This is a genomic window from Methylomonas sp. MS20, assembly GCF_050275925.1.
GTDB lineage: Bacteria > Pseudomonadota > Gammaproteobacteria > Methylococcales > Methylomonadaceae > Methylomonas > Methylomonas koyamae_A.
On sequence record NZ_CP189962.1, the window covers coordinates 2,725,010 to 2,743,210 of the forward strand.

13 protein-coding genes are annotated in these 18,201 nt (G+C 54.2%); 9 read left to right on the plus strand and 4 right to left on the minus strand.

What is annotated here, in order from left to right; genetic code table 11:
* Positions 1-24 precede the first annotated feature (24 nt).
* The 3 genes from ACQE3D_RS11965 to ACQE3D_RS11975 all read right to left on the minus strand — a co-directional run bounded on the left by ACQE3D_RS11965 (position 25) and on the right by ACQE3D_RS11975 (position 2,670).
* Positions 25-1,098 (minus strand): alkene reductase, encoded by a 1,074-nt coding sequence (locus tag ACQE3D_RS11965; protein ID WP_313727808.1) that lies wholly within the window; start codon positions 1,096-1,098, stop codon positions 25-27.
* A 92-nt stretch (positions 1,099-1,190) separates the two neighbouring features.
* Positions 1,191-2,147 carry a FecR family protein gene (locus ACQE3D_RS11970; protein ID WP_313727807.1) on the minus strand — a complete coding sequence of 319 codons (957 nt, stop codon included), beginning with the start codon at positions 2,145-2,147 and terminating at the stop codon, positions 1,191-1,193.
* A gap of 19 nt (positions 2,148-2,166) precedes the next feature.
* A complete protein-coding gene (locus ACQE3D_RS11975; protein WP_064030389.1) occupies positions 2,167-2,670 on the minus strand; it encodes an RNA polymerase sigma factor in 504 nt (167 codons plus the stop codon).
* Positions 2,671-3,003: 333 nt separating this feature from the next.
* On the opposite strand from ACQE3D_RS11975, the gene ACQE3D_RS11980 reads away from it, so the two are divergent.
* Together ACQE3D_RS11980 and ACQE3D_RS11985 are read left to right on the plus strand one after the other, a co-directional pair.
* Entirely contained in the window at positions 3,004-3,510 is a 507-nt protein-coding gene (locus tag ACQE3D_RS11980; RefSeq protein ID WP_313727806.1) for an RNA polymerase sigma factor, read from the plus strand.
* 76 nt (positions 3,511-3,586) lie between these two features.
* A complete protein-coding gene (locus tag ACQE3D_RS11985; protein WP_168030760.1) occupies positions 3,587-4,543 on the plus strand; it encodes a FecR family protein in 957 nt (318 codons plus the stop codon).
* A 123-nt stretch (positions 4,544-4,666) separates the two neighbouring features.
* On the opposite strand, the gene ACQE3D_RS11990 is transcribed toward ACQE3D_RS11985, so the two are convergent.
* On the minus strand, positions 4,667-5,278 hold the full coding sequence (locus ACQE3D_RS11990; protein WP_313727805.1) for a hypothetical protein: 612 nt from the start codon (positions 5,276-5,278) through the stop codon (positions 4,667-4,669).
* Positions 5,279-6,097: 819 nt separating this feature from the next.
* Between ACQE3D_RS11990 and ACQE3D_RS11995 the strand changes: the two genes are divergently transcribed.
* The 7 genes from ACQE3D_RS11995 to kdpC all read left to right on the plus strand — a co-directional run bounded on the left by ACQE3D_RS11995 (position 6,098) and on the right by kdpC (position 17,900).
* The gene (locus ACQE3D_RS11995) at positions 6,098-6,964 is read left to right on the plus strand and encodes a hypothetical protein (protein WP_313727804.1); all 867 of its coding nucleotides are present in this window, start codon (positions 6,098-6,100) and stop codon (positions 6,962-6,964) included.
* Complete coding sequence (locus ACQE3D_RS12000; protein ID WP_313727803.1) at positions 6,961-9,168, plus strand: UvrD-helicase domain-containing protein; 2,208 nt, start codon at positions 6,961-6,963, stop codon at positions 9,166-9,168. Before ACQE3D_RS11995 ends, ACQE3D_RS12000 begins: the two co-directional genes overlap by 4 nt.
* Positions 9,169-9,555: 387 nt before the next feature.
* Entirely contained in the window at positions 9,556-11,970 is a 2,415-nt protein-coding gene (locus ACQE3D_RS12005) for a TonB-dependent siderophore receptor (protein ID WP_313727802.1), read from the plus strand.
* Between the two features lie 1,126 nt (positions 11,971-13,096).
* Positions 13,097-13,186 carry a potassium-transporting ATPase subunit F gene (locus ACQE3D_RS12010; protein WP_064025021.1) on the plus strand — a complete coding sequence of 30 codons (90 nt, stop codon included), beginning with the start codon at positions 13,097-13,099 and terminating at the stop codon, positions 13,184-13,186.
* Positions 13,186-14,994 carry a potassium-transporting ATPase subunit KdpA gene (gene kdpA, locus ACQE3D_RS12015; protein WP_313727801.1) on the plus strand — a complete coding sequence of 603 codons (1,809 nt, stop codon included), beginning with the start codon at positions 13,186-13,188 and terminating at the stop codon, positions 14,992-14,994. The genes ACQE3D_RS12010 and kdpA overlap by 1 nt, the downstream gene beginning before the upstream one ends.
* A gap of 124 nt (positions 14,995-15,118) precedes the next feature.
* Complete coding sequence (gene kdpB, locus ACQE3D_RS12020) at positions 15,119-17,191, plus strand: potassium-transporting ATPase subunit KdpB (RefSeq protein WP_313727800.1); 2,073 nt, start codon at positions 15,119-15,121, stop codon at positions 17,189-17,191.
* A 130-nt stretch (positions 17,192-17,321) separates the two neighbouring features.
* Positions 17,322-17,900, plus strand: a complete 579-nt coding sequence (gene kdpC / locus ACQE3D_RS12025) for a potassium-transporting ATPase subunit KdpC (protein WP_313727799.1) — start codon at positions 17,322-17,324, stop codon at positions 17,898-17,900.
* Positions 17,901-18,201 lie beyond the last annotated feature (301 nt).

Sequence of the window (18,201 nt, forward strand, 5' to 3'; positions counted from 1 at the left end):
AGCGATCGACAATATTGCGTCCCGTCAGTCGGCGGCCAACACCGGATAATCCGTATAGCCCTTGCTCGGACCTTCGTCGCCGTACAGATAAAAGGTCGCGGCGTCGAACGGGGTCAACGGCGCGCCAAGTGCTATGCGGCGCGGTAGGTCCGGGTTGGCGATGAAGTGTTTGCCGAACGACACCGCGTCGGCATCGCCATTGGCGATGGCTTGTACCGCGCTTTCGGCCGTGAAATTTTCGTTGGCGATCAGCGCGCCGCCGAAACAGCGTTTCAACGCCGGACTGATCGCGTCCGGACCTTGCGCTTCGCGGGTAAAGATGAAGGCAAGCTTGCGTTGGCCCAATTGTTCGGCGACGTAAGCGAAGGTCGCCAGCGGGTTGGCGTCGCCCCCCATGCCGTGCATGTCGCAACGCGGCGACAGATGCACGCCAACCCGGCCGGCGCCCCACACCAAAATCGCCGCGTCGGCCACTTCCAGCAGCAAACGAGCGCGGTTTTCCACCGGTCCGCCGTAGGCATCTTCGCGGCGATTGGTGCTGTCTTGCAGGAATTGATCGAGCAAATAACCGTTGGCGGCGTGAATTTCGACGCCGTCGAAACCGGCCAGTTCGGCATTGGCCGCGCCTTGGCGAAACGCTTCGATAATTGCGGGAATTTCGTCCAACGCCAAGGCCCGCGGCGTCACGTAATCGCGCATCGGCCGTAGCAGGCTGACGTGACCTGGCGCGGCAATCGCGCTGGGCGCGACCGGCAATGCGCCGTCCAGATAATACGGATCGGAAATCCGGCCGACATGCCACAGTTGCAACAACATGCACCCGCCGGCGGCGTGTACCGCGTCGGTCACGCCGCGCCAGCCGTCGATTTGTTCCGGCGACCAGATGCCCGGCGTATCCGGGTAGCCGACGCCTTGCGGGCTAACGCAAGTGGCTTCGCTGATGATTAGGCCGGCACTCGCTCGTTGAGCGTAATAGTCCGCCATCAGCGCATTCGGCACGCGGCCGGCGCTGGCGCGGCAGCGGGTCAGCGGCGCCATCACGATGCGGTTGGGCAATTCAATGTCGCCGATACGGATGGGATCGAACAAGGGATTCATGCGCGGCTCCTGAGCGGTTAAATCCCTCATGATACCAGGGCCGCCGCGAAGCGAAGCACTAGACTGGTTCGGTTAGCGACGGCCCTGGTCCGTCATTGCTTGGCGCTGATTAGGATCGTGCCATCCCCTTCCCTGACAATCCGCGCCGCCAAACCGTTTTGCAAGGTGCTTAAACTCTCGTTCAAATCGGACGTGGAAAAGCGGCCGCTAACTGTCACGGTTTGCAATTGGCTGTCCGTCAGCTTGAATTGGACCGCGTGATAGCGCGACAGTTGGCGCAACACTTCCGGCAAGGGTTGGCGTTTGAAGATCAGCGTACCGTCGCGCCAGGCGCCGCTGGCGGCGTCGGCGACACTGGGCGCCCGCAGATTTCCGTCGGCGCTAAAACCGGCTTGCAGACCGGCCGTCAGCGCCAGCGCCGGCTTACCGGGCACGCTCAACGCCACTTCGCCTTCGACCACCGCGACCGTCGTGTTCTCGCCATCGATCGCGACGTTGAATTGCGTGCCGACGTCGCGGATACGCCCGGCGCCCACCCGCACTTCGAAAGGGTGCTCGGCATCGTGAGCGACGCTGAACCAGGCTTCGCCCTGCTCGAGCCAGACCGTGCGCGCGCCGAAACGGTCGATCCGCAATCGCGTCGCGGTATTCAGTTCGATGCGGCCGCCATCGGCCAAGGCCAGGGTCCGGCGCTGGCCAATGTCGGTTTGGTAACGAGCCGCCGCCAATTTTTGTAAGGGTTCCGGGTACTGAAAACCCAACGCGACGGCGAACCCGACGGCGATCAAAGCGGCATTGCGCCGTCGGCGGGCCAACTGGCTATGGCGAACGAAGCCACGCGCGGCGTCCAGCTGCTTGCCGGCCACATCGGGTAAATCGCCGAGCTGTTGCCAGAATTGTTGAACTTGTTGGTAAGCCTCGGCATGTTCCGGCGAGCCGCCGAGCCAATCTTCGAATTGCCGGCGTTCGGTTTCGTCCGCGTCGCCGCGCAAGCGCGACAACCATTGCAGAGCTTGGCGTTGAGATTCGGTCAGACTGGCGAGACTCATGACGGCACAACCTAAAAATTCAGCGTTTGCCGGCCAACGCGGCCGCGAAGCAGTGTTCCAGCGCCGCGTAAAATTGGCGTTCGACGTTGCTGCGCGACATCCTGAGCAGTTTGCCGATTTGCAGGTAGGTCAGTCCGTCGACGCGATGCAACAGGAAGATGCTGCGTTGCAGCGGCGGCAGGTCGTCCAACGCGCGCATGACGCCCTGCAGAATTTGTTGGTGGTGCAGGCTGACATCCGGACCCGGCGCATCCGCCGGCAGGCTATCCAAGTCCTCGACTTCGCCGTGGTAACGTTCGCGGACCGCGAGCTTGCGCTGGTAATCGATCAGCGCATTGCCGGTCAATTTGTAAAGATACGCGCGATGATTTTCGATGGTTTGCGGCTCGGGATGCTGCATCAATCTTAGAAACGACTCCTGCACCACATCTTCCGCCACCTCGGCGGCGCGCTGACCGGCGAAGTACACCAATTCCTTGGAATGACTGTGAAACAATTGCTCGAAAAGGCTTTTGATAGTCATGGTCGGCGAGAAGATCGGAGAAACCAGGCGGATAATATAGCAAAAGCCAAGCCACTCACCCGCTTCGATGCCGACGTCAATCCCTCGGCCCACGATAATCCGTGGTTACCGGCTAACCGAGTTTTTTGGCCGGTCCGGTTTGGTCGGCAGGAGGCCCGATCCTAAATAAAAAAAATACGGCATATCACACACTCGATACGTCATATGCCGCACTTTTTTGTTTGCAACGCTCCAGCTGATCTCCGGGTATTGGCTCTATCTGGCGCTCGCCGACCGCAAAAAAGTGGCCTGTAATTTGCTGAAAGCGACCATTCCATTGCCGATTCGAACTGCATGTCCACGGTTAGCGAACCCCTATTGCTGGACGCGTTTTTACGCCACCAAAGCGAAATCCGCCAATTCTTGGCCCGCAAAGTCAGTTGTCCGACCGCGGCGGACGACTTGACCCAGGAAACCTATTTGCGTATCGCCAGATACCGCGGCGGTGAAGAAATTCTGGATTTGCGGGCGTTTTTGTTCCGGATAGCCAATAATCTGGCTCTGGATTATTTGCGCGGCCTGGCCCGCTCCGAAGCCCGCGACTACGGACCTATCGAAGACTCGATCGCTTGCCGGGCGCCGCAACCGGATTCCGCCGTCGCCGCGCAACAGCAACTGGCCAGGATGGAACGCTTTATCTACGCGCTGCCGCAACAATGCCGGACCGTGTTTCTAGCCTGTCGGGTCGACGGCAAGAGCTACGCCGAAATCGCCGACGAACTAAACATTTCGCCGCGCACGGTCGAAGCTCACATGTACAAAGCGATCAAATTATTAAAGGAACGCATGGATTGGTTGTGAGCTGCCGCCGTCCGTTTCCGCTTGCCGAGTAAAACTGGCATTATTTCGTTACCGTCATTTCCGAGCCGCCCAGCGCATGTCCGACCAACACCCGCGATCGATCGCCGACCAAGCCGATGCCTGGTTCGCCCGCCTGCAAGACGCCGACGCCAGCGACGACGAGCGCCGCCGATTTCAGGCCTGGTATGCGGCGGATCAACGCCATGCGCAGGCCTACGAGCGTACCCGCCAATTGTGGAGTTTGCTGCAATTGCCGGCGGAACGGGTGGCCGAACGCCTGCAAGCGGAATCCCGCCCTGCCCCATCGCCGCCCCCGAGAGCCGCAATCCCATTCCGCCGCTATCTGGCCGGCGCGAGCGCGGCGCTGCTCATGATGGCCTGGCTGTTGCCGGCGCGGATTCAGGATTGGCGCAGCGACTACCGCACCGGCCCCGGACAGCAAACCAATGTGACGCTGGCGGACGGCTCGCGAATCATGTTGAATACCGACACCGCGCTAGCGATCCGGTTCGGCGCCCGCGAACGACGCGTCGTGTTGCTGCGCGGCGAAGCGTTTTTCGAAGTGGCGCCCGACCCGGCCAAACCCTTTATCGTGGACGGCGGCCATGCCGAAGCCCGCGCGGTCGGCACCGCCTATGGCGTGAAAAAGTCCGGCGCGGACTTGGCCGTGACCGTCGCCGAAGGCACCGTGGAAGTCGGCGACGGCGTGGGCGCGCAAGCGGTGCGCGCGATGCAGCGCATCGAATTCAAGCAAGGCCGCTTGCAAGCCCCGCAACGCCTGACCAACGACGACAGCCTGGCCTGGCGCCGCCACCAAGTGGTATTCCAGCAGCAGCCGTTGAACGAGGTGTTGGCCGAAGTCAACCGCTACCGCGCGGGCCGCATCGTCGCGGTCAGCGGCGAACTGGGCGGACGCATCGTCAGCGGCGTGTTCAACGTCGGAAATTCCGCCGCTGTCGTCGATGCCTTGCAAGCCACTCTCAACGCGCGAGCCGCGCATTTACCGGGCGATTGGGTGTTGTTGTATTACTAACCCGGCCTTTAAATACCGTTCTCCCTGAGCCTGTCGATGGGCGCGCTACAGTGCTTCGCCCGACAAGCTCAGCCCAACGGATACCAGTGATAAATAGGGCCGGGTTAATAAATGCCCCGGCACTCACGGTGCGCAATTCACCACCAGTTCCTGACTGTACTGACCAACTTCCTGGTCCTTGGACATGAACACGGCGGTGTAGCGGCGCAGTTCCGGCTTGCCGGGCGTCAGCAGCGGCCGGCGATCGACGAAGGGCGAGACGGTGGCGCGGCCCAGCAACACCCAGTCGCTGTCGATGTCGCGCTGGCAATAAATATTCACCCCATCGCTGCGGTGCTTCACAAAACTCAGTACCACCACGCCACCGGTTTGATCGTTGCCACTCAATTTGGGGTTGGCCGTGGACAGATCGCCGGTCCGGCTGCTGCTGTCGATACCCAATTGCGCACCGATACCGTCGGTGTAATTGGCGCGCGCCTTGATCCGCCGCACTTCCGCCCGAATCAAGTTTTCGGACGCTTTACGACTGTCGCTCTTGTCGGCGGTGGCCTGCTTGGCGAGCGCGGCGGCGTTGCCGGCCAGCCGCGACTTATCGTGAAAATCGGCGTTCGCCGCCGTTAGCGCCGCCAAGTCGGCGTCCGCCACGCCGTGTTCGGGTTTCAGATTGGCCAGGAAATGGTCGAACCAGGCCAGAAAGTCGTGATCGGCGTTCGGGATAAACGTGGATTTGGGCATGTTAAATTCCTCGATGAATGAATTGAATCCGCCCACCTACTCCAATTTCGCCACCGGCAACGCCCGCGACGAGGGTATCGGCGTTTCCATGCCGTGTTTTTATGTTGGAAACACGTCCTTCCGCTGTCCAGTGACGTGCTTCCAAAGTTCCGTGTCGTGCTTCCAGGCTTCCGTGACGTCCTTCCAACCTTCCGTGTCGTCCTTCCAGCCTTCCGTGTCGTCCTTCCAGCCTTCCGTGACGTCCTTCCAACGTTCCGTGTCGTGTTTCTACGGCTCCGTGAACGGCAAATCGCCGGAAGCCTTGCCAGCCGTGGTCTGCAGCGGTTGCCCCCCAACGTTGGAAACACGTGTAAAAACCGTTCAGGGACGGGCAAGCAAAGCGGCTTACCGCCAGCCGCGTTGAGATGCGCGCCTATTCGCTCGCCAGCGAGCTAACTTATGCAGAAAAGCTAGTGGATTAGCAGAGGCGCGCACTCCTTGAGCGACTGAAAGGATAGTCTATAAATTGAAAACAGCATAGAGTAGCCGCTAACGAATTCGCGCAGGCACTTTTCCATGCACTATGCTTGCGGCTCGTTGCGTTTAGGAAGTTTAGCGGGCGGCTTACGCCCCAAAGCGGGCATATCAAAAATTCGGGTCAACTGTCCGGTTTCGCTACAATTGCAAGCAGATAGACATATGTTACAAGCCCGTAGCCTCCGATATATCAGCTCTTCAGGTTAATATCCATTGAGTAGAGCTGCTTATTTAATGACAGGCTGGAATTCTAAATATATGCTTTTATATTCTTACCACTATTATGGTCTGTGACGAGGTTAAATGAATAATCATTTCGTATTTGTAGATGACTTAAGTGACATCAGGCAAGGTGACATAATCAGACAATGTTCCGAAACTACACCACAAAGACAAGTCTGGGGGGTGATTATCACCGCCGATTGCGATATTGCACAGCGTAAGGCCGGCAATAGATATACATGGCTAGAAATCATTACATTGGAGGATTATTTGGAGTTGGACTGGGCTCCAGGTCAACTTCGTAAACTAATCGAAAAACAGGCAAACTCTTCATCTGAAGAGTTAAATGGACTTATAAAAAGTATTGCGCCGAATTTGGCACCATTATCACCAAATTCCCTTTGCACTTGGTTATCCGATACTACACCTGAAGAAATACTAAACAACATAAACAGTAAAAATAAAAAAATTGATCAAAAGTTGATTTCATCATTGAAAGCGATACGAATTGCACTTGATTATCAGGATAACACTTCTGAATTAGATCGATTACGCAAGGCATGGGAAACACTAGGCCTAAATGAAAACCGCCAGAAAACAAATATTAGATCAGCATTAAATGGTGGTGGATTTCCAGACTATGTTGTCATCCCTGAGCTTCCTGATACTGAAGAATACGGGTTTGTTATTCGACTCCGTTCATTTTTTTCGCTTGACTCTAATGAACTATTTAATTCAAGAGCTGATGCAAAAATAAATAACAAACCTAATGCATTTTACAGGATTGGCAGATTTTCTGATTGGCTTAGGTTTTTTATAGTACAAAAAGTTGCCTTTTTATTTTCCAGGATAGGAATGACTGAGGAGTTTGAAGGGGATTGCGAAGAAATGGCTGATATAGCTATCGATGCAATTTATAAGAAATCAGAAAACGAGAAATCGATATGAATATGCTTGTAATTGATCAACATGCTTTGAATATACTTGATTCTGCTGTGATAGAGGAAAATTGGTTTGATGAGTTCAATATACCCAAAAATACTGAAGGACTTAGAAGAATAAATTTTCAAGATATTGTATATCTTTTGTCAGAGAATGCGGACCTTGATTCTCGGCTACTTGTCGTGAAAATTGGTTCCACAGGCGTTTTTTCTGGAGAAGCGAAGACTACTATATTTGAGCGAATAATTCGTGTCGCCCTACGTCACTTTGACAGAAATATAACGTTGCCTATTCAATGGCAACCTTATCATGAGGGTTCACTATTATCGGTATACGCTGAGCGATTTTCTCGTAAAAATCTACGGAGAATCTACTTCGACCAGGCTCCTGCCTCTACCACGCACATTTTTGCTTTCGCTGTGACCGATGCTCCAATATCTTTAAAACAAGTACCAGAGGACATAGGGGCTTATGAAAAGGCCTTAGAAGGTTTTCTAGAGGCATTAATTCAAGAACCGTCTGTTCTACAACCAGTCGGTAATTTTGGAATTTTGTTAAGTGAACCATTAGGATTTCAGCTCACCACTTCAGGTAGCCTTGAAGAGTGGTATGAGCGCAAGCTTTCGGCTGAGCAAGCTCGTTTTGTTAATCAGCCTCATGATCGACCTATCCGACTTCGTGGCGTAGCCGGCACGGGGAAAACTCAGGCAATGACTGTAAAGTGTCTGAGAGATTTATATTCTGACGATGACAAAGGTGGAGATAAAACGATTGCATTTTTGACCCATAGTTCTGCACTTGCACATGAGGTTGTTCGCGGCATGTTTCATGCTCTGGATCCAAGTGAACGATGGAATCAGCTGAAAACGGCATTGGGACGTCCTAAACTCTGGATCGGTACTCTATATGAGCTTGCACAGGAGCAATTAGGATATGAAAAAAAAGGACTCAATCCTTTATCGCTTGATGGCAGGGATGGACGGGAGCTTCAACGTTCGCTGATAGATGAAGCTATTGAGAAAGTTCTAAGAGAGCCCAGAATTGTTTTAGGTATCTTGAAAGAATGTAGTGATTTGGCTGATCGTCTTTCTGAATTGAATTTGAGAAAATCTCTGATAGAAGATCTGATGAACGAATTCGGCTGTGTATTGGATGCTGAAAACATACGCAAAGGGACAGCTGGTAGCGATAATTATGTGAGGGCATCACGAGAGAGTTGGCAAATGCAACTGCCTACGCAAGCACATAGACGAGTAGTATTAGAAATTCACGATAGTTATCTTGAATTGCTACGTAAGGAGCGACTATTGAGTATGGATCAAATGATTGCAGATTTTGGTCGTTATCTTACAACCTGGGAATGGGATCAACTGAGAGAAAGAGATGGTTTTGATCTAATTTTTGTTGATGAATATCATTATTTTACTCGTGTTGAGGCGATGATTCTACAGAGTCTATTTGCCCAACGCGCCGAACAATCTGGTCGATGGCCTCTCATCATGGCTTACGACTTGAAGCAAAGTACTAGTGATGTATCTTTAGGAGGGGGATTAGATCGGTTTAGAAATCCTGGAGTTGGAGAATCTGTCCCAGTTAACCTTAATCAAGTTTTCAGGTCAACTCCGCAAATCGCCTCATTTCTTAGCGATATTGACGCCTCGTATCCAGCCATGGATATGGAAGGCGAATTCAATACTTATAACGCACACTCTAGTAAAGATGACGGCGACATTCCTATTCTATTAGAATTCAACAACAACGAAAATCTTTTAGATACAATTTTGAATCAGGCGAATAAACGAGCAAAACAGTTACACGGTGGAGGTAGGCAAGTTGCCGTACTTTGTCTTAATGAAGAGCTTTTTGATGTTTATCGATCAGCCGGGAGGGCAAAGGATAAAATTGTCGCAGTTACTTCCAGAGACGATTTAAGAGAACTCCGTTACGCTAAATCAAAGTGTGTGTTCAGTATGCCAGAATATGTAGCAGGCCTTCAATTCGATACAGTATTTCTGATTCATGCAGATCAGACAGATTTGGCAGATGAATATTTAAGTCAAGGAGCTAGACGCCGATACGTATCTCGAGCATATCTTGGAGCTAGTCGAGCCGTCCAGAAACTAATTGTTGCCTGTTCAAAAGAGCGAAAAGGTCCAAGTCAAATCTTAGAAGCACCACTAAGAAACGGTAATCTTATCAGACAGAAATAATATCCCGTTTCTATGAATTAATCTGACCTCTGACGACTCACTGTTTCAATAAAAAGTCAGTCGTCACGGTGCTTATTTTTTATTCGTTGACCGTTCTAGGTCGAACCCAGTCTCTTAACCCAGCGAACCCGCGCCGTTTCCGCCGGCTTGCCCACTTCACCGCTATGTAACCCTTTGGCCGGATCGGCTCGGGCCTTTCCTCGTAGCAGCTTTCCAGCCCCAACCGATAGACCACTGCCCTATCGCGCTTGATGCCCGCCCTACTTCGAGTGTCGGCGTAGCCCATCTACCGCGTGCGGCCGAAACTTTTTTACATCCGCCGCTAAGGGTACAGACGCGGTCGCGGCGTCTTGGTAATCGATACCGTTCACTTATGGAGAATGCACGATGCTTTACCAGGACTCATTGACCCGCGCCGTAGTATTGATTTCCGCCGTTACGATACCGGGGATTGCGACCGCCGAGACTACGACGCTGAGCTTCGACATAGCTTCGCAACCGTTGAGCAGCGCATTGATACGGTTTTCGGCGATCAGCGGCTTGCAGGTGCTTTACGAAGGCCGGCTCGCCGATCAAATTCAAGCGCCGGCGTTAAAAGGGAGTTTCAGCGCCGAACAGGCCTTGCGCCAATTGCTGCAAGGCTCTGGCTTGAGTTTCCGCTTTAGCAACGCCTCGACCGTGACGCTGGATAAAACCCCGGCGGCGCCGGCGCCACAATCCAACGGCACCGCGACGATGCCGGCGGTGACGGTGACCGGCCAAGGCGTCTACGACACCGCTTCGCCCTACAACAAGGATTATGCACTGCCGAATGCCACGACCGGCACGAAAACCGATACGTTGCAGTTCGATACGCCGGTATCGGTACAAGTGATACCAAAAGCCGTCATCGAAGATCAACAGGCGATCGGCCTGGAAAACGTCTTGAAAAACGTCAGCGGCGTGGCGAAAAACTGGGGTTTCGGCGCGGACGCCAACGAAAACATTTATCTGCGAGGCTTTGCCAACGGCATCAACAGCGTCGGCAATATTTATCGCGACGGCGTGCTGACGCCGAACATGCCGATTTCGTTGGCCAACGCCGAGCGCGTCGAAGTCTTGAAAGGCCCGGCCGCGATGCTATACGGGCGAGCGCAACCCGGCGGCCTGGTCAACGTTGTGACCAAACGGCCGCGCGGCGACGCCTATTACTCGCTGCAGCAACAATTCGGCTCCTACGATACCTATCGGACACTGCTGGACGCGACCAACAAAATCACCGAAGACGGCGCGCTGGCTTATCGCGTGAATTACGAACATCTGGACAGCAATTCGTTCCGGAACAACATCTTCAATCAGCGCGACTTTCTGGCACCCAGCCTGACCTGGCATATCACCGATAAAACCCAGCTTGATCTGGACTTTATCTACCAGGACAGCCGCAGCATCGCCGACTCCGGCATTCCTTACGATCAGCAATTGTCCGGCGCGATTCCCGGCAAGATTCCGTTGAGTTTCAACGGCAACGAGCCAACCGACTACAGCAACAAGCGCTCCTACCAGCAAGGTATTACGCTGACCCATGCTTTCACCGACGACTGGAAGGTGCGGGCCAAGTTTTCCGCGCTGGTGCAAGACAGCGCCGCCGCGCAAACGCCGTCGAACGAAACGACCAACGGTTCCGGCGATATTGCCAGGGGCTTTTTGAAGAACGCCACGGATTTCGATAACAAATACGGCACGATAGACATCACCGGCCGGTTCGCAACCGGACCGATACAACACAACGTGTTGCTCGGCGCCGATTATTACAACTCGACCGATAAACACTTCAGCAGCCCTTACCGAACCGCTGTGCCGACCATCAACGTGTTCGACCCGCAATACGGTTTTACCGGCTTTCTGAACGATCCGCTAAGGCTGGGTAATATCGAACATAACGAGTGGTACGGCATTTATCTGCAGGACCAATTGGCTTGGAACGATACTTGGCATTTATTGCTCGGCGGCCGCTTCGACAACGCCACCTACCGCAATAGTTTCGGCGACAAAACCGACGACGATTATTTCAGCCCGCGGATCGGTTTGATGTACCACCCGCTGGATTGGCTGGGCGTTTACGTCAACTTCGTCAAAGGCTTTAACGCGTTCAACAGCGGCACTGCGTTAAACGGTTCGTCCTACGATCCCGAGCAATCCCGCGAAATGGAGTTCGGCATGAAAGGAAACTGGTGGAACGGCAAATTGCAAGCCAATCTGGCCTTCTTCGAATTGACCAAGAAGAACGTCAAATCGCCGCTGCCGGCGCCGTTCAGCGATTACTTCGTCACGATAGGCGCGCAGCGCAGTCGCGGCATCGAGTTCGATTTGCAAGGCCAATTGACCGACGCCTGGAACGTCATCGCCACCTATACCTACATCGGCGCGGTGGTCACCAAAGGCTTGACCGGGGACTTCACCGGGGTCGGCGGCACTGGCGACCGCTTGGAAAACATTCCGCGCAACACCGCCAGTTTGTGGTCGACTTACGATTTCAGCCACCTGGGCGCGGAAGGCTTGAGCGCCGGCGCCGGCGTTTATCTGGTGGACAGCCGCGAAGGCAACGTCAACAACAGCTACGAAATCCCCGGCTATACCCGCGTCGATTCGATGCTGCGCTACCGGCGCAAGATTGGCCCGTCCAACGTGACCTTCCAATTCAACGTCGAGAATCTGCTGGATAAGGAATACATCGCCTCGGCCAACGGCTATAGCCAATTCATCCACCAGGCGATGCCCGGCGCGCCCAGGACGTTTTTAGGTTCGGTGAAAGTGGAGTTTTAGCACGAAGCGTTTTCTACAAAGCTCGGGCCGGGTGCCACGTTACCCGGCCCGAGTTGCGGCTCGTCGCGGCCCTTCATCGACCAATGCGTTTCAATACCGTTGCATTCTTATATCGTCCTTTCAATGCATACGGACACAATCCGATTCTGTTCAGGGTTAAATTGATGTCCACTCCACCAGCCAAACACCGACGTCCAAAGACCGTCAAAATTCCCGCCTTAAATTACAGCGACTTATCCGAAAAATAACTCAGCCAAACTATTCAACATTGGCAGACAAAAGACGTAATCCGTCAAGCAGTTTTACATCTTCTTTACAAGCGAACTATTAACTTTTACGATCTTTTTATTCGTGTTTCGGTAACTTGAGCCCTAGGCCATCAAGGACGGCTGAATGATCGGTGAAGGGATGGGGTTAACGGCTATCGAGTATTTATCGATAGCGACAGTCCTTTTGGGGGCAAAATGCGCAAATTGAAGAATTTAACTAGAGATATTTTTACCGCGATTACCTTTACGGCGGGAATGTTTGTATTTATGTCCGGCGAATTTATTCTATCTACCGTATTATTTTGCTTGGCGAGCATTTCCAGTAATATCGACTCAGATGCTAGGACCGGATTTAACGATCGTCGAGCGAAACATCGTTAATAACTACCTGATTTTTTCGATTATATCGGCATTTATCAGCGTACCCTATGGACTTTAATCAGCCGCAACATGGATGATTAACTTCAGACCATCTTGTTACTATAAAAGTCGCTGGGCGCTGCAGACATACCGGTGTCCGGACGCCCTTAATCCCGGCTAAAGCCGCGCCGATGCCCACTTTTTAAGTCTCCGTGGCGTAACCCTGTCGTAGCCGCAGTTAGGATCGAAAAGGCCGTTGCGTGCTTCCGGCACTCTGATTTTTATATTCCATTTATATCCGGCATGGCTATTTTTACGACTTTTTTATCGGTCGTTTTGTACATTGTTTAACAGGCGATCGCGGCTGATTGCAATCGTAGTTTTTTCAATTTTAACGAGGTAATCCAAATGGATATTGCGTATTTGCTGTTAACGGCGGTGTTCTTTGTGGCGACCGCATTATTGATCGGCGCGTGCGAAGCGTTGAGGGGGCAATCATGAGCTGGATTTATTTACTAAGCGGCGGCTTGACGCTGGCCGTGTTCGTTTATTTGGTCGTGGCATTGTTTTATCCGGAGAAATTCTGATGACAGGTCAAGGTTTTTTACAGATTGCCGTTTACCTCTTTACGCTGTTGGCTTTAGCCAAACCTTTGGGCGCTTATATGGCACGGGTTTATCAAGACGAATCCGTCGGATTGAACCGCTGGTTCGGCGGCGTTGAAAGACTGTTTTACCGGCTGAGCGGCGTCGATCCGGAACAGGAAATGCGCTGGACTCAATATGCGCTGGCGATGCTGGCGTTCAATTTGTTCGGATTACTGGCGGTTTACTGCTTACAACGTTTTCAGGACGTGTTGCCGCTGAATCCGCAAGCCTTAGCGGCAGTGACGCCCGATTCGGCGTTCAATACCGCAGTCAGCTTCGCCACCAACACCAACTGGCAAGGCTATGGCGGCGAAACCACAATGAGTTATCTGACCCAGATGTTGGGCCTGAGCGTACAAAACTTCGTCTCGGCCGCCAGCGGCATGGCGGTGCTGGTGGCGTTGATTCGCGGCTTTAATCGCCGCAACAGCGCCAGCATCGGTAACTTCTGGGTGGACATGACCCGCAGCACCTTGTACATCTTGCTGCCCTTGTCGTTTTTGCTGGCGATGGTATTGGTCGGTCAAGGCGTGGTGCAAACCTTCAATCCATATCAAACCGTCAATTTGCAAGAAGCGGTCAGCTACTCCGCACCGAAACTGGATGCCGATGGTAAAGCCATGGTCGATGCCGATGGCAAACCGGTGACCGAAACCGTGTCCACCCAAACGCAAACCCTAGCGATGGGGCCGGCGGCTTCGCAAGTTGCTATCAAACAATTGGGTACCAACGGCGGCGGATTTTTTAACGTCAACTCCGCTCATCCGTTCGAGAACCCGACGCCGCTGTCCAATTTCCTGGAAATGCTGGCCATCCTGCTGATCCCTGCAGCACTGTGCCATACCTTTGGCGCGATGGTCGGCGACACCCGCCAGGGCTGGGTAATCCTTGGGGCAATGACTTTGGTGTTTGTCGCGCTGATTTTCGTCACGGTGCCGGCCGAACAAAACGGCAACCCGGCTTTAACCGCCTTGGGCGTCGATCAATCCGCCACCAACCAACAGGCCGGTGGCAATATGGAAGGCAAGGAAAGCCGTTTCGGTATCGTCAACTCCGGCCTATGGGCGGTGGCGACGACTGCGGCATCCAACGGCTCGGTCAACGCCATGCACGATTCTTTTACGCCGATCGGCGGCATGGTGCCGATGTGGCTGATGCAATTGGGCGAAGTGATTTTCGGCGGCGTCGGTTCCGGCTTGTACGGCATGCTCGTGTTTGCCATCGTCGCGGTGTTCATCGCCGGCCTGATGATAGGCCGCACCCCGGAATATTTAGGCAAAAAAATCGAAGCCTATGAGATGAAAATGGCCGCCATCATTATCCTGATTCCGCCTTTGATGGTATTGGGCGGCACGGCGGTGAGCCTGATGCTGGAGGTCGGCAGAGCTTCGATCTTCAACCCCGGCGCTCACGGTTTCAGCGAAGTGCTGTATGCCTGGTCGTCGGCCGGTAATAACAACGGTAGCGCCTTCGGCGGTTTGTCGGCCAACGTGCCGTTCTATAACTTCATGCTGGGTCTGGCGATGCTGTTTTCCCGCTACTGGCTGATGATTCCGGTGTTGGCGATTGCAGGTTCCTTGGCAGCTAAAAAGACCGTGCCGGTCGGCCCCGGCACCCTGCCGACGCACACGCCGTTGTTTGCCGTTTTATTGATCGTCACCGTGCTGATGGTCGGCGCGCTGACCTTCGTCCCGGCCTTGGCCTTGGGGCCTATCGTCGAGCATTTGCAGATGACGGCCACCAAATAAATTTAGGGTGGATTAGGTGCGCAAGGCAGAAAGTTCTCCGACAAACGATGATCTTTATGCGCACCGTAACCCGCCATGGCAGCGCCGATTGCCCCCAAAGGCGCATCAGAATAGAGATAACACCATGACTAGCAAACCCGTTTCAACGTCCTTACTGGACCCGCAAATTCTGCAACAAGCCTTGTTCGATGCTTTTGCCAAACTGACGCCGCAACAACAATGGAAAAACCCGGTGATGTTCGTGGTCTACCTCGGCAGCTGGTTGACCAGTGTGTTGTGGTTGCAGGCGCTGAACGGCGAAAGCGAAGAATCCGCCGGCTTTATCCTCAGCATCACGCTGTGGTTGTGGTTCACCGTGTTGTTCGCCAACTTCGCCGAAGCGGTGGCGGAAGGCCGCAGCAAGGCCCAAGCCGCGTTTTTGCGCAGTGCCAAACGCGACATCGCCGCCAAAAAACTGGATGAAGCCAAATACGGCAGCAACTACAGCAAAGTCGAAGGCTCCAGTCTGCGCAAAGGCGATGTGGTGCTGATCGAAGCCGGCGATTTCGTGCCCGGCGACGGCGATGTCATCGAAGGCGTGGCCTCGGTGGACGAAAGCGCGATCACCGGTGAAAGCGCGCCGGTGATCCGCGAGTCCGGCGGCGATTTCAGCTCGGTGACCGGCGGCACCCGAGTGCTGTCCGACTGGCTAGTGGTGCGTATCAGCACCAATCCCGGCGAAACCTTTCTGGACCGCATGATAGGCATGGTGGAAAGCGCCAAACGCCAGAAAACCCCCAACGAGATTGCGTTGACCATTTTGTTGGTGGCGTTGACGCTGGTGTTCCTGATGGCGACCGTGACCTTGCTGCCTTTCTCGCTGTACAGCGTGCAGACCGCCGGTGCCGGCAACCCGATCAGCGTCACCGTGTTGGTGGCCTTGCTGGTGTGCTTGATTCCGACCACTATCGGCGGTTTGCTGTCGGCGATCGGCGTGGCCGGCATCGGCCGGATGATGCAGAAAAACGTGATTGCCACCTCCGGCCGGGCCGTGGAAGCGGCCGGCGACGTCGATGTGCTGCTGTTGGACAAAACCGGTACGATCACCTTGGGTAACCGCCAGGCCTCCGGTTTTTTTCCGGTCAAAGGCGTGACGGATCGCCAACTGGCCGATGCCGCGCAACTGGCCTCGTTAGCGGACGAAACGCCCGAAGGTCGTAGCGTTGTGATACTGGCGAAGCAAAAATACAATATTCGCGAACGCGATATCCATTCCCTGGGCGCCACTTTCGTGCATTTCAGCGCCCAGACCCGGATGAGCGGCGTCAACCTGGAAGGCCGGCAAATCCGCAAGGGCGCGGCCGATTCGATTCGGCAACATATCGAAGAACAAGGCGGCAAGGTGCCGCAAGAGCTTAAGAAAATGGTCGACGATGTCGCGCGCCGGGGCAGCACGCCGCTGGTGGTATCGGATGGCGCTAAAGCGCTGGGCGTCATCGAACTAAAGGACATCGTTAAGGGCGGCATCAAGGAACGTTTTATCGAACTTCGGCAGATGGGCATTAAAACCATCATGATCACCGGCGACAACCGCCTGACCGCCGCCGCGATTGCCGCCGAAGCCGGCGTCGACGACTTCCTGGCCGAAGCCACCCCGGAAGCCAAGCTGAATCTGATTCGTCAACATCAAACCGACGGCCGCTTGGTGGCGATGACCGGCGACGGTACCAACGACGCCCCGGCCCTCGCCCAAGCCGACGTGGCGGTGGCGATGAACAGCGGCACCCAGGCAGCCAAGGAAGCCGGCAACATGGTCGATCTGGATTCCAACCCGACCAAGCTGATCGAAATCGTCGAAACCGGCAAGCAAATGCTGATGACGCGCGGCGCGCTGACCACGTTTAGTATCGCCAACGATGTCGCCAAATATTTCGCGATCATCCCGGCGGCCTTTGCCACTACCTATCCGGCCTTGAACGTGCTGAACGTGATGGGTTTGGCGACGCCGGCCAGCGCGATTCTGTCGGCGGTTATCTTTAACGCCTTGATCATCATCGCGCTGATCCCGCTGGCTTTAAAAGGCATCAGCTATAAACCGGTCGGTGCGGAAAAACTGCTGCAAAACAATTTGCTGGTCTACGGCGTCGGCGGCTTGGTCGTGCCGTTTATCGGCATCAAGGCGATTGATTTAATTTTGGTTGCGATGAATCTGGTGTAAACCAGGCACAACAAATACCGAGAGCTTTGTTCCCTCTCCTGGTGGACGACTGCAAGGATGCAGGAGGTAGAGCAACGCCGGGAGCATTTGCCGAGAGGGCGTTTTTACAGAATTATTAAGGCATTAAATGATGACTACTTACTTAAAACCCGCAGCGATGATGCTGTTCCTGCTGACCCTGGTGACCGGTGCCGCTTATCCGGCCCTGGTGACGGTGCTGGCGCAAGCCTTGTTCAGCGAGCAAGCCAATGGCAGCCTGATCAAAAACCAGCAAGGCCAGCCGATCGGTTCGGAACTGATCGGCCAAACTTTTAGCGAGCCGAAATATTTCTGGAGCCGGCCCTCGGCCACGGGCCCCTATAGCTATAACGCCGCCGCTTCCAGCGGTTCCAACCTGGGGCCGACCAATCCGGCGTTGGCTGACGTGGTCGCCGCCAGGATACAAGCGCTGAAAGACGCCGATCACGGCAACCACTCGCCGGTGCCGGTGGATCTGGTCACCGCATCCGGAAGCGGCCTGGATCCGCATATCAGCGTCGCCGCTGCCGAATATCAGATCAAACGGGTCGCAAAGGTCCGCAAAATTAACGAAGCCACGTTGCGCGAACTAGTGGATGCACATACCGAAGGCCGGCAATGGCTGGTGTTCGGCGAACCCAGAGTCAATGTGTTGAGATTGAATCTGGCACTGGACCGGGCAAGCCGCTAGTGATACAGGGAAATGCGTGTAGGCTTGGTTGAAGGCGGCAAGAATAGGTCATTTCACACACTCCGCTTTATTCGCTCCGGAACCGTCCTCCAAGTTAAATACCTGAATTTCTTCAAGGAAATAACGAACGTATCAATACGGGTAATTTGTAAGTAAAAACGTACGTCGGCATTTTTGAGGATTTCCCAGATAAATTGGGTCGAATCCGAGCGAATTTGATTCGTTCTGTGTTATTTCACACACCACTAGGTCATATCCCCTATTTTTTGAATCGATGTCTATTTGACTTTTTTCATTATTC

Coding starts and splice junctions, on each gene's coding strand:
- ACQE3D_RS11965 (WP_313727808.1), bottom strand. CDS start 1,098: ATGAATCCCTTGTTCGATCCCATCCGTATCGGCGACATTGAATTGCCC.
- ACQE3D_RS11970 (WP_313727807.1), bottom strand. CDS start 2,147: ATGAGTCTCGCCAGTCTGACCGAATCTCAACGCCAAGCTCTGCAATGG.
- ACQE3D_RS11975 (WP_064030389.1), bottom strand. CDS start 2,670: ATGACTATCAAAAGCCTTTTCGAGCAATTGTTTCACAGTCATTCCAAG.
- ACQE3D_RS11980 (WP_313727806.1), top strand. CDS start 3,004: ATGTCCACGGTTAGCGAACCCCTATTGCTGGACGCGTTTTTACGCCAC.
- ACQE3D_RS11985 (WP_168030760.1), top strand. CDS start 3,587: ATGTCCGACCAACACCCGCGATCGATCGCCGACCAAGCCGATGCCTGG.
- ACQE3D_RS11990 (WP_313727805.1), bottom strand. CDS start 5,278: ATGCCCAAATCCACGTTTATCCCGAACGCCGATCACGACTTTCTGGCC.
- ACQE3D_RS11995 (WP_313727804.1), top strand. CDS start 6,098: ATGAATAATCATTTCGTATTTGTAGATGACTTAAGTGACATCAGGCAA.
- ACQE3D_RS12000 (WP_313727803.1), top strand. CDS start 6,961: ATGAATATGCTTGTAATTGATCAACATGCTTTGAATATACTTGATTCT.
- ACQE3D_RS12005 (WP_313727802.1), top strand. CDS start 9,556: ATGCTTTACCAGGACTCATTGACCCGCGCCGTAGTATTGATTTCCGCC.
- ACQE3D_RS12010 (WP_064025021.1), top strand. CDS start 13,097: ATGAGCTGGATTTATTTACTAAGCGGCGGCTTGACGCTGGCCGTGTTC.
- kdpA (WP_313727801.1), top strand. CDS start 13,186: ATGACAGGTCAAGGTTTTTTACAGATTGCCGTTTACCTCTTTACGCTG.
- kdpB (WP_313727800.1), top strand. CDS start 15,119: ATGACTAGCAAACCCGTTTCAACGTCCTTACTGGACCCGCAAATTCTG.
- kdpC (WP_313727799.1), top strand. CDS start 17,322: ATGACTACTTACTTAAAACCCGCAGCGATGATGCTGTTCCTGCTGACC.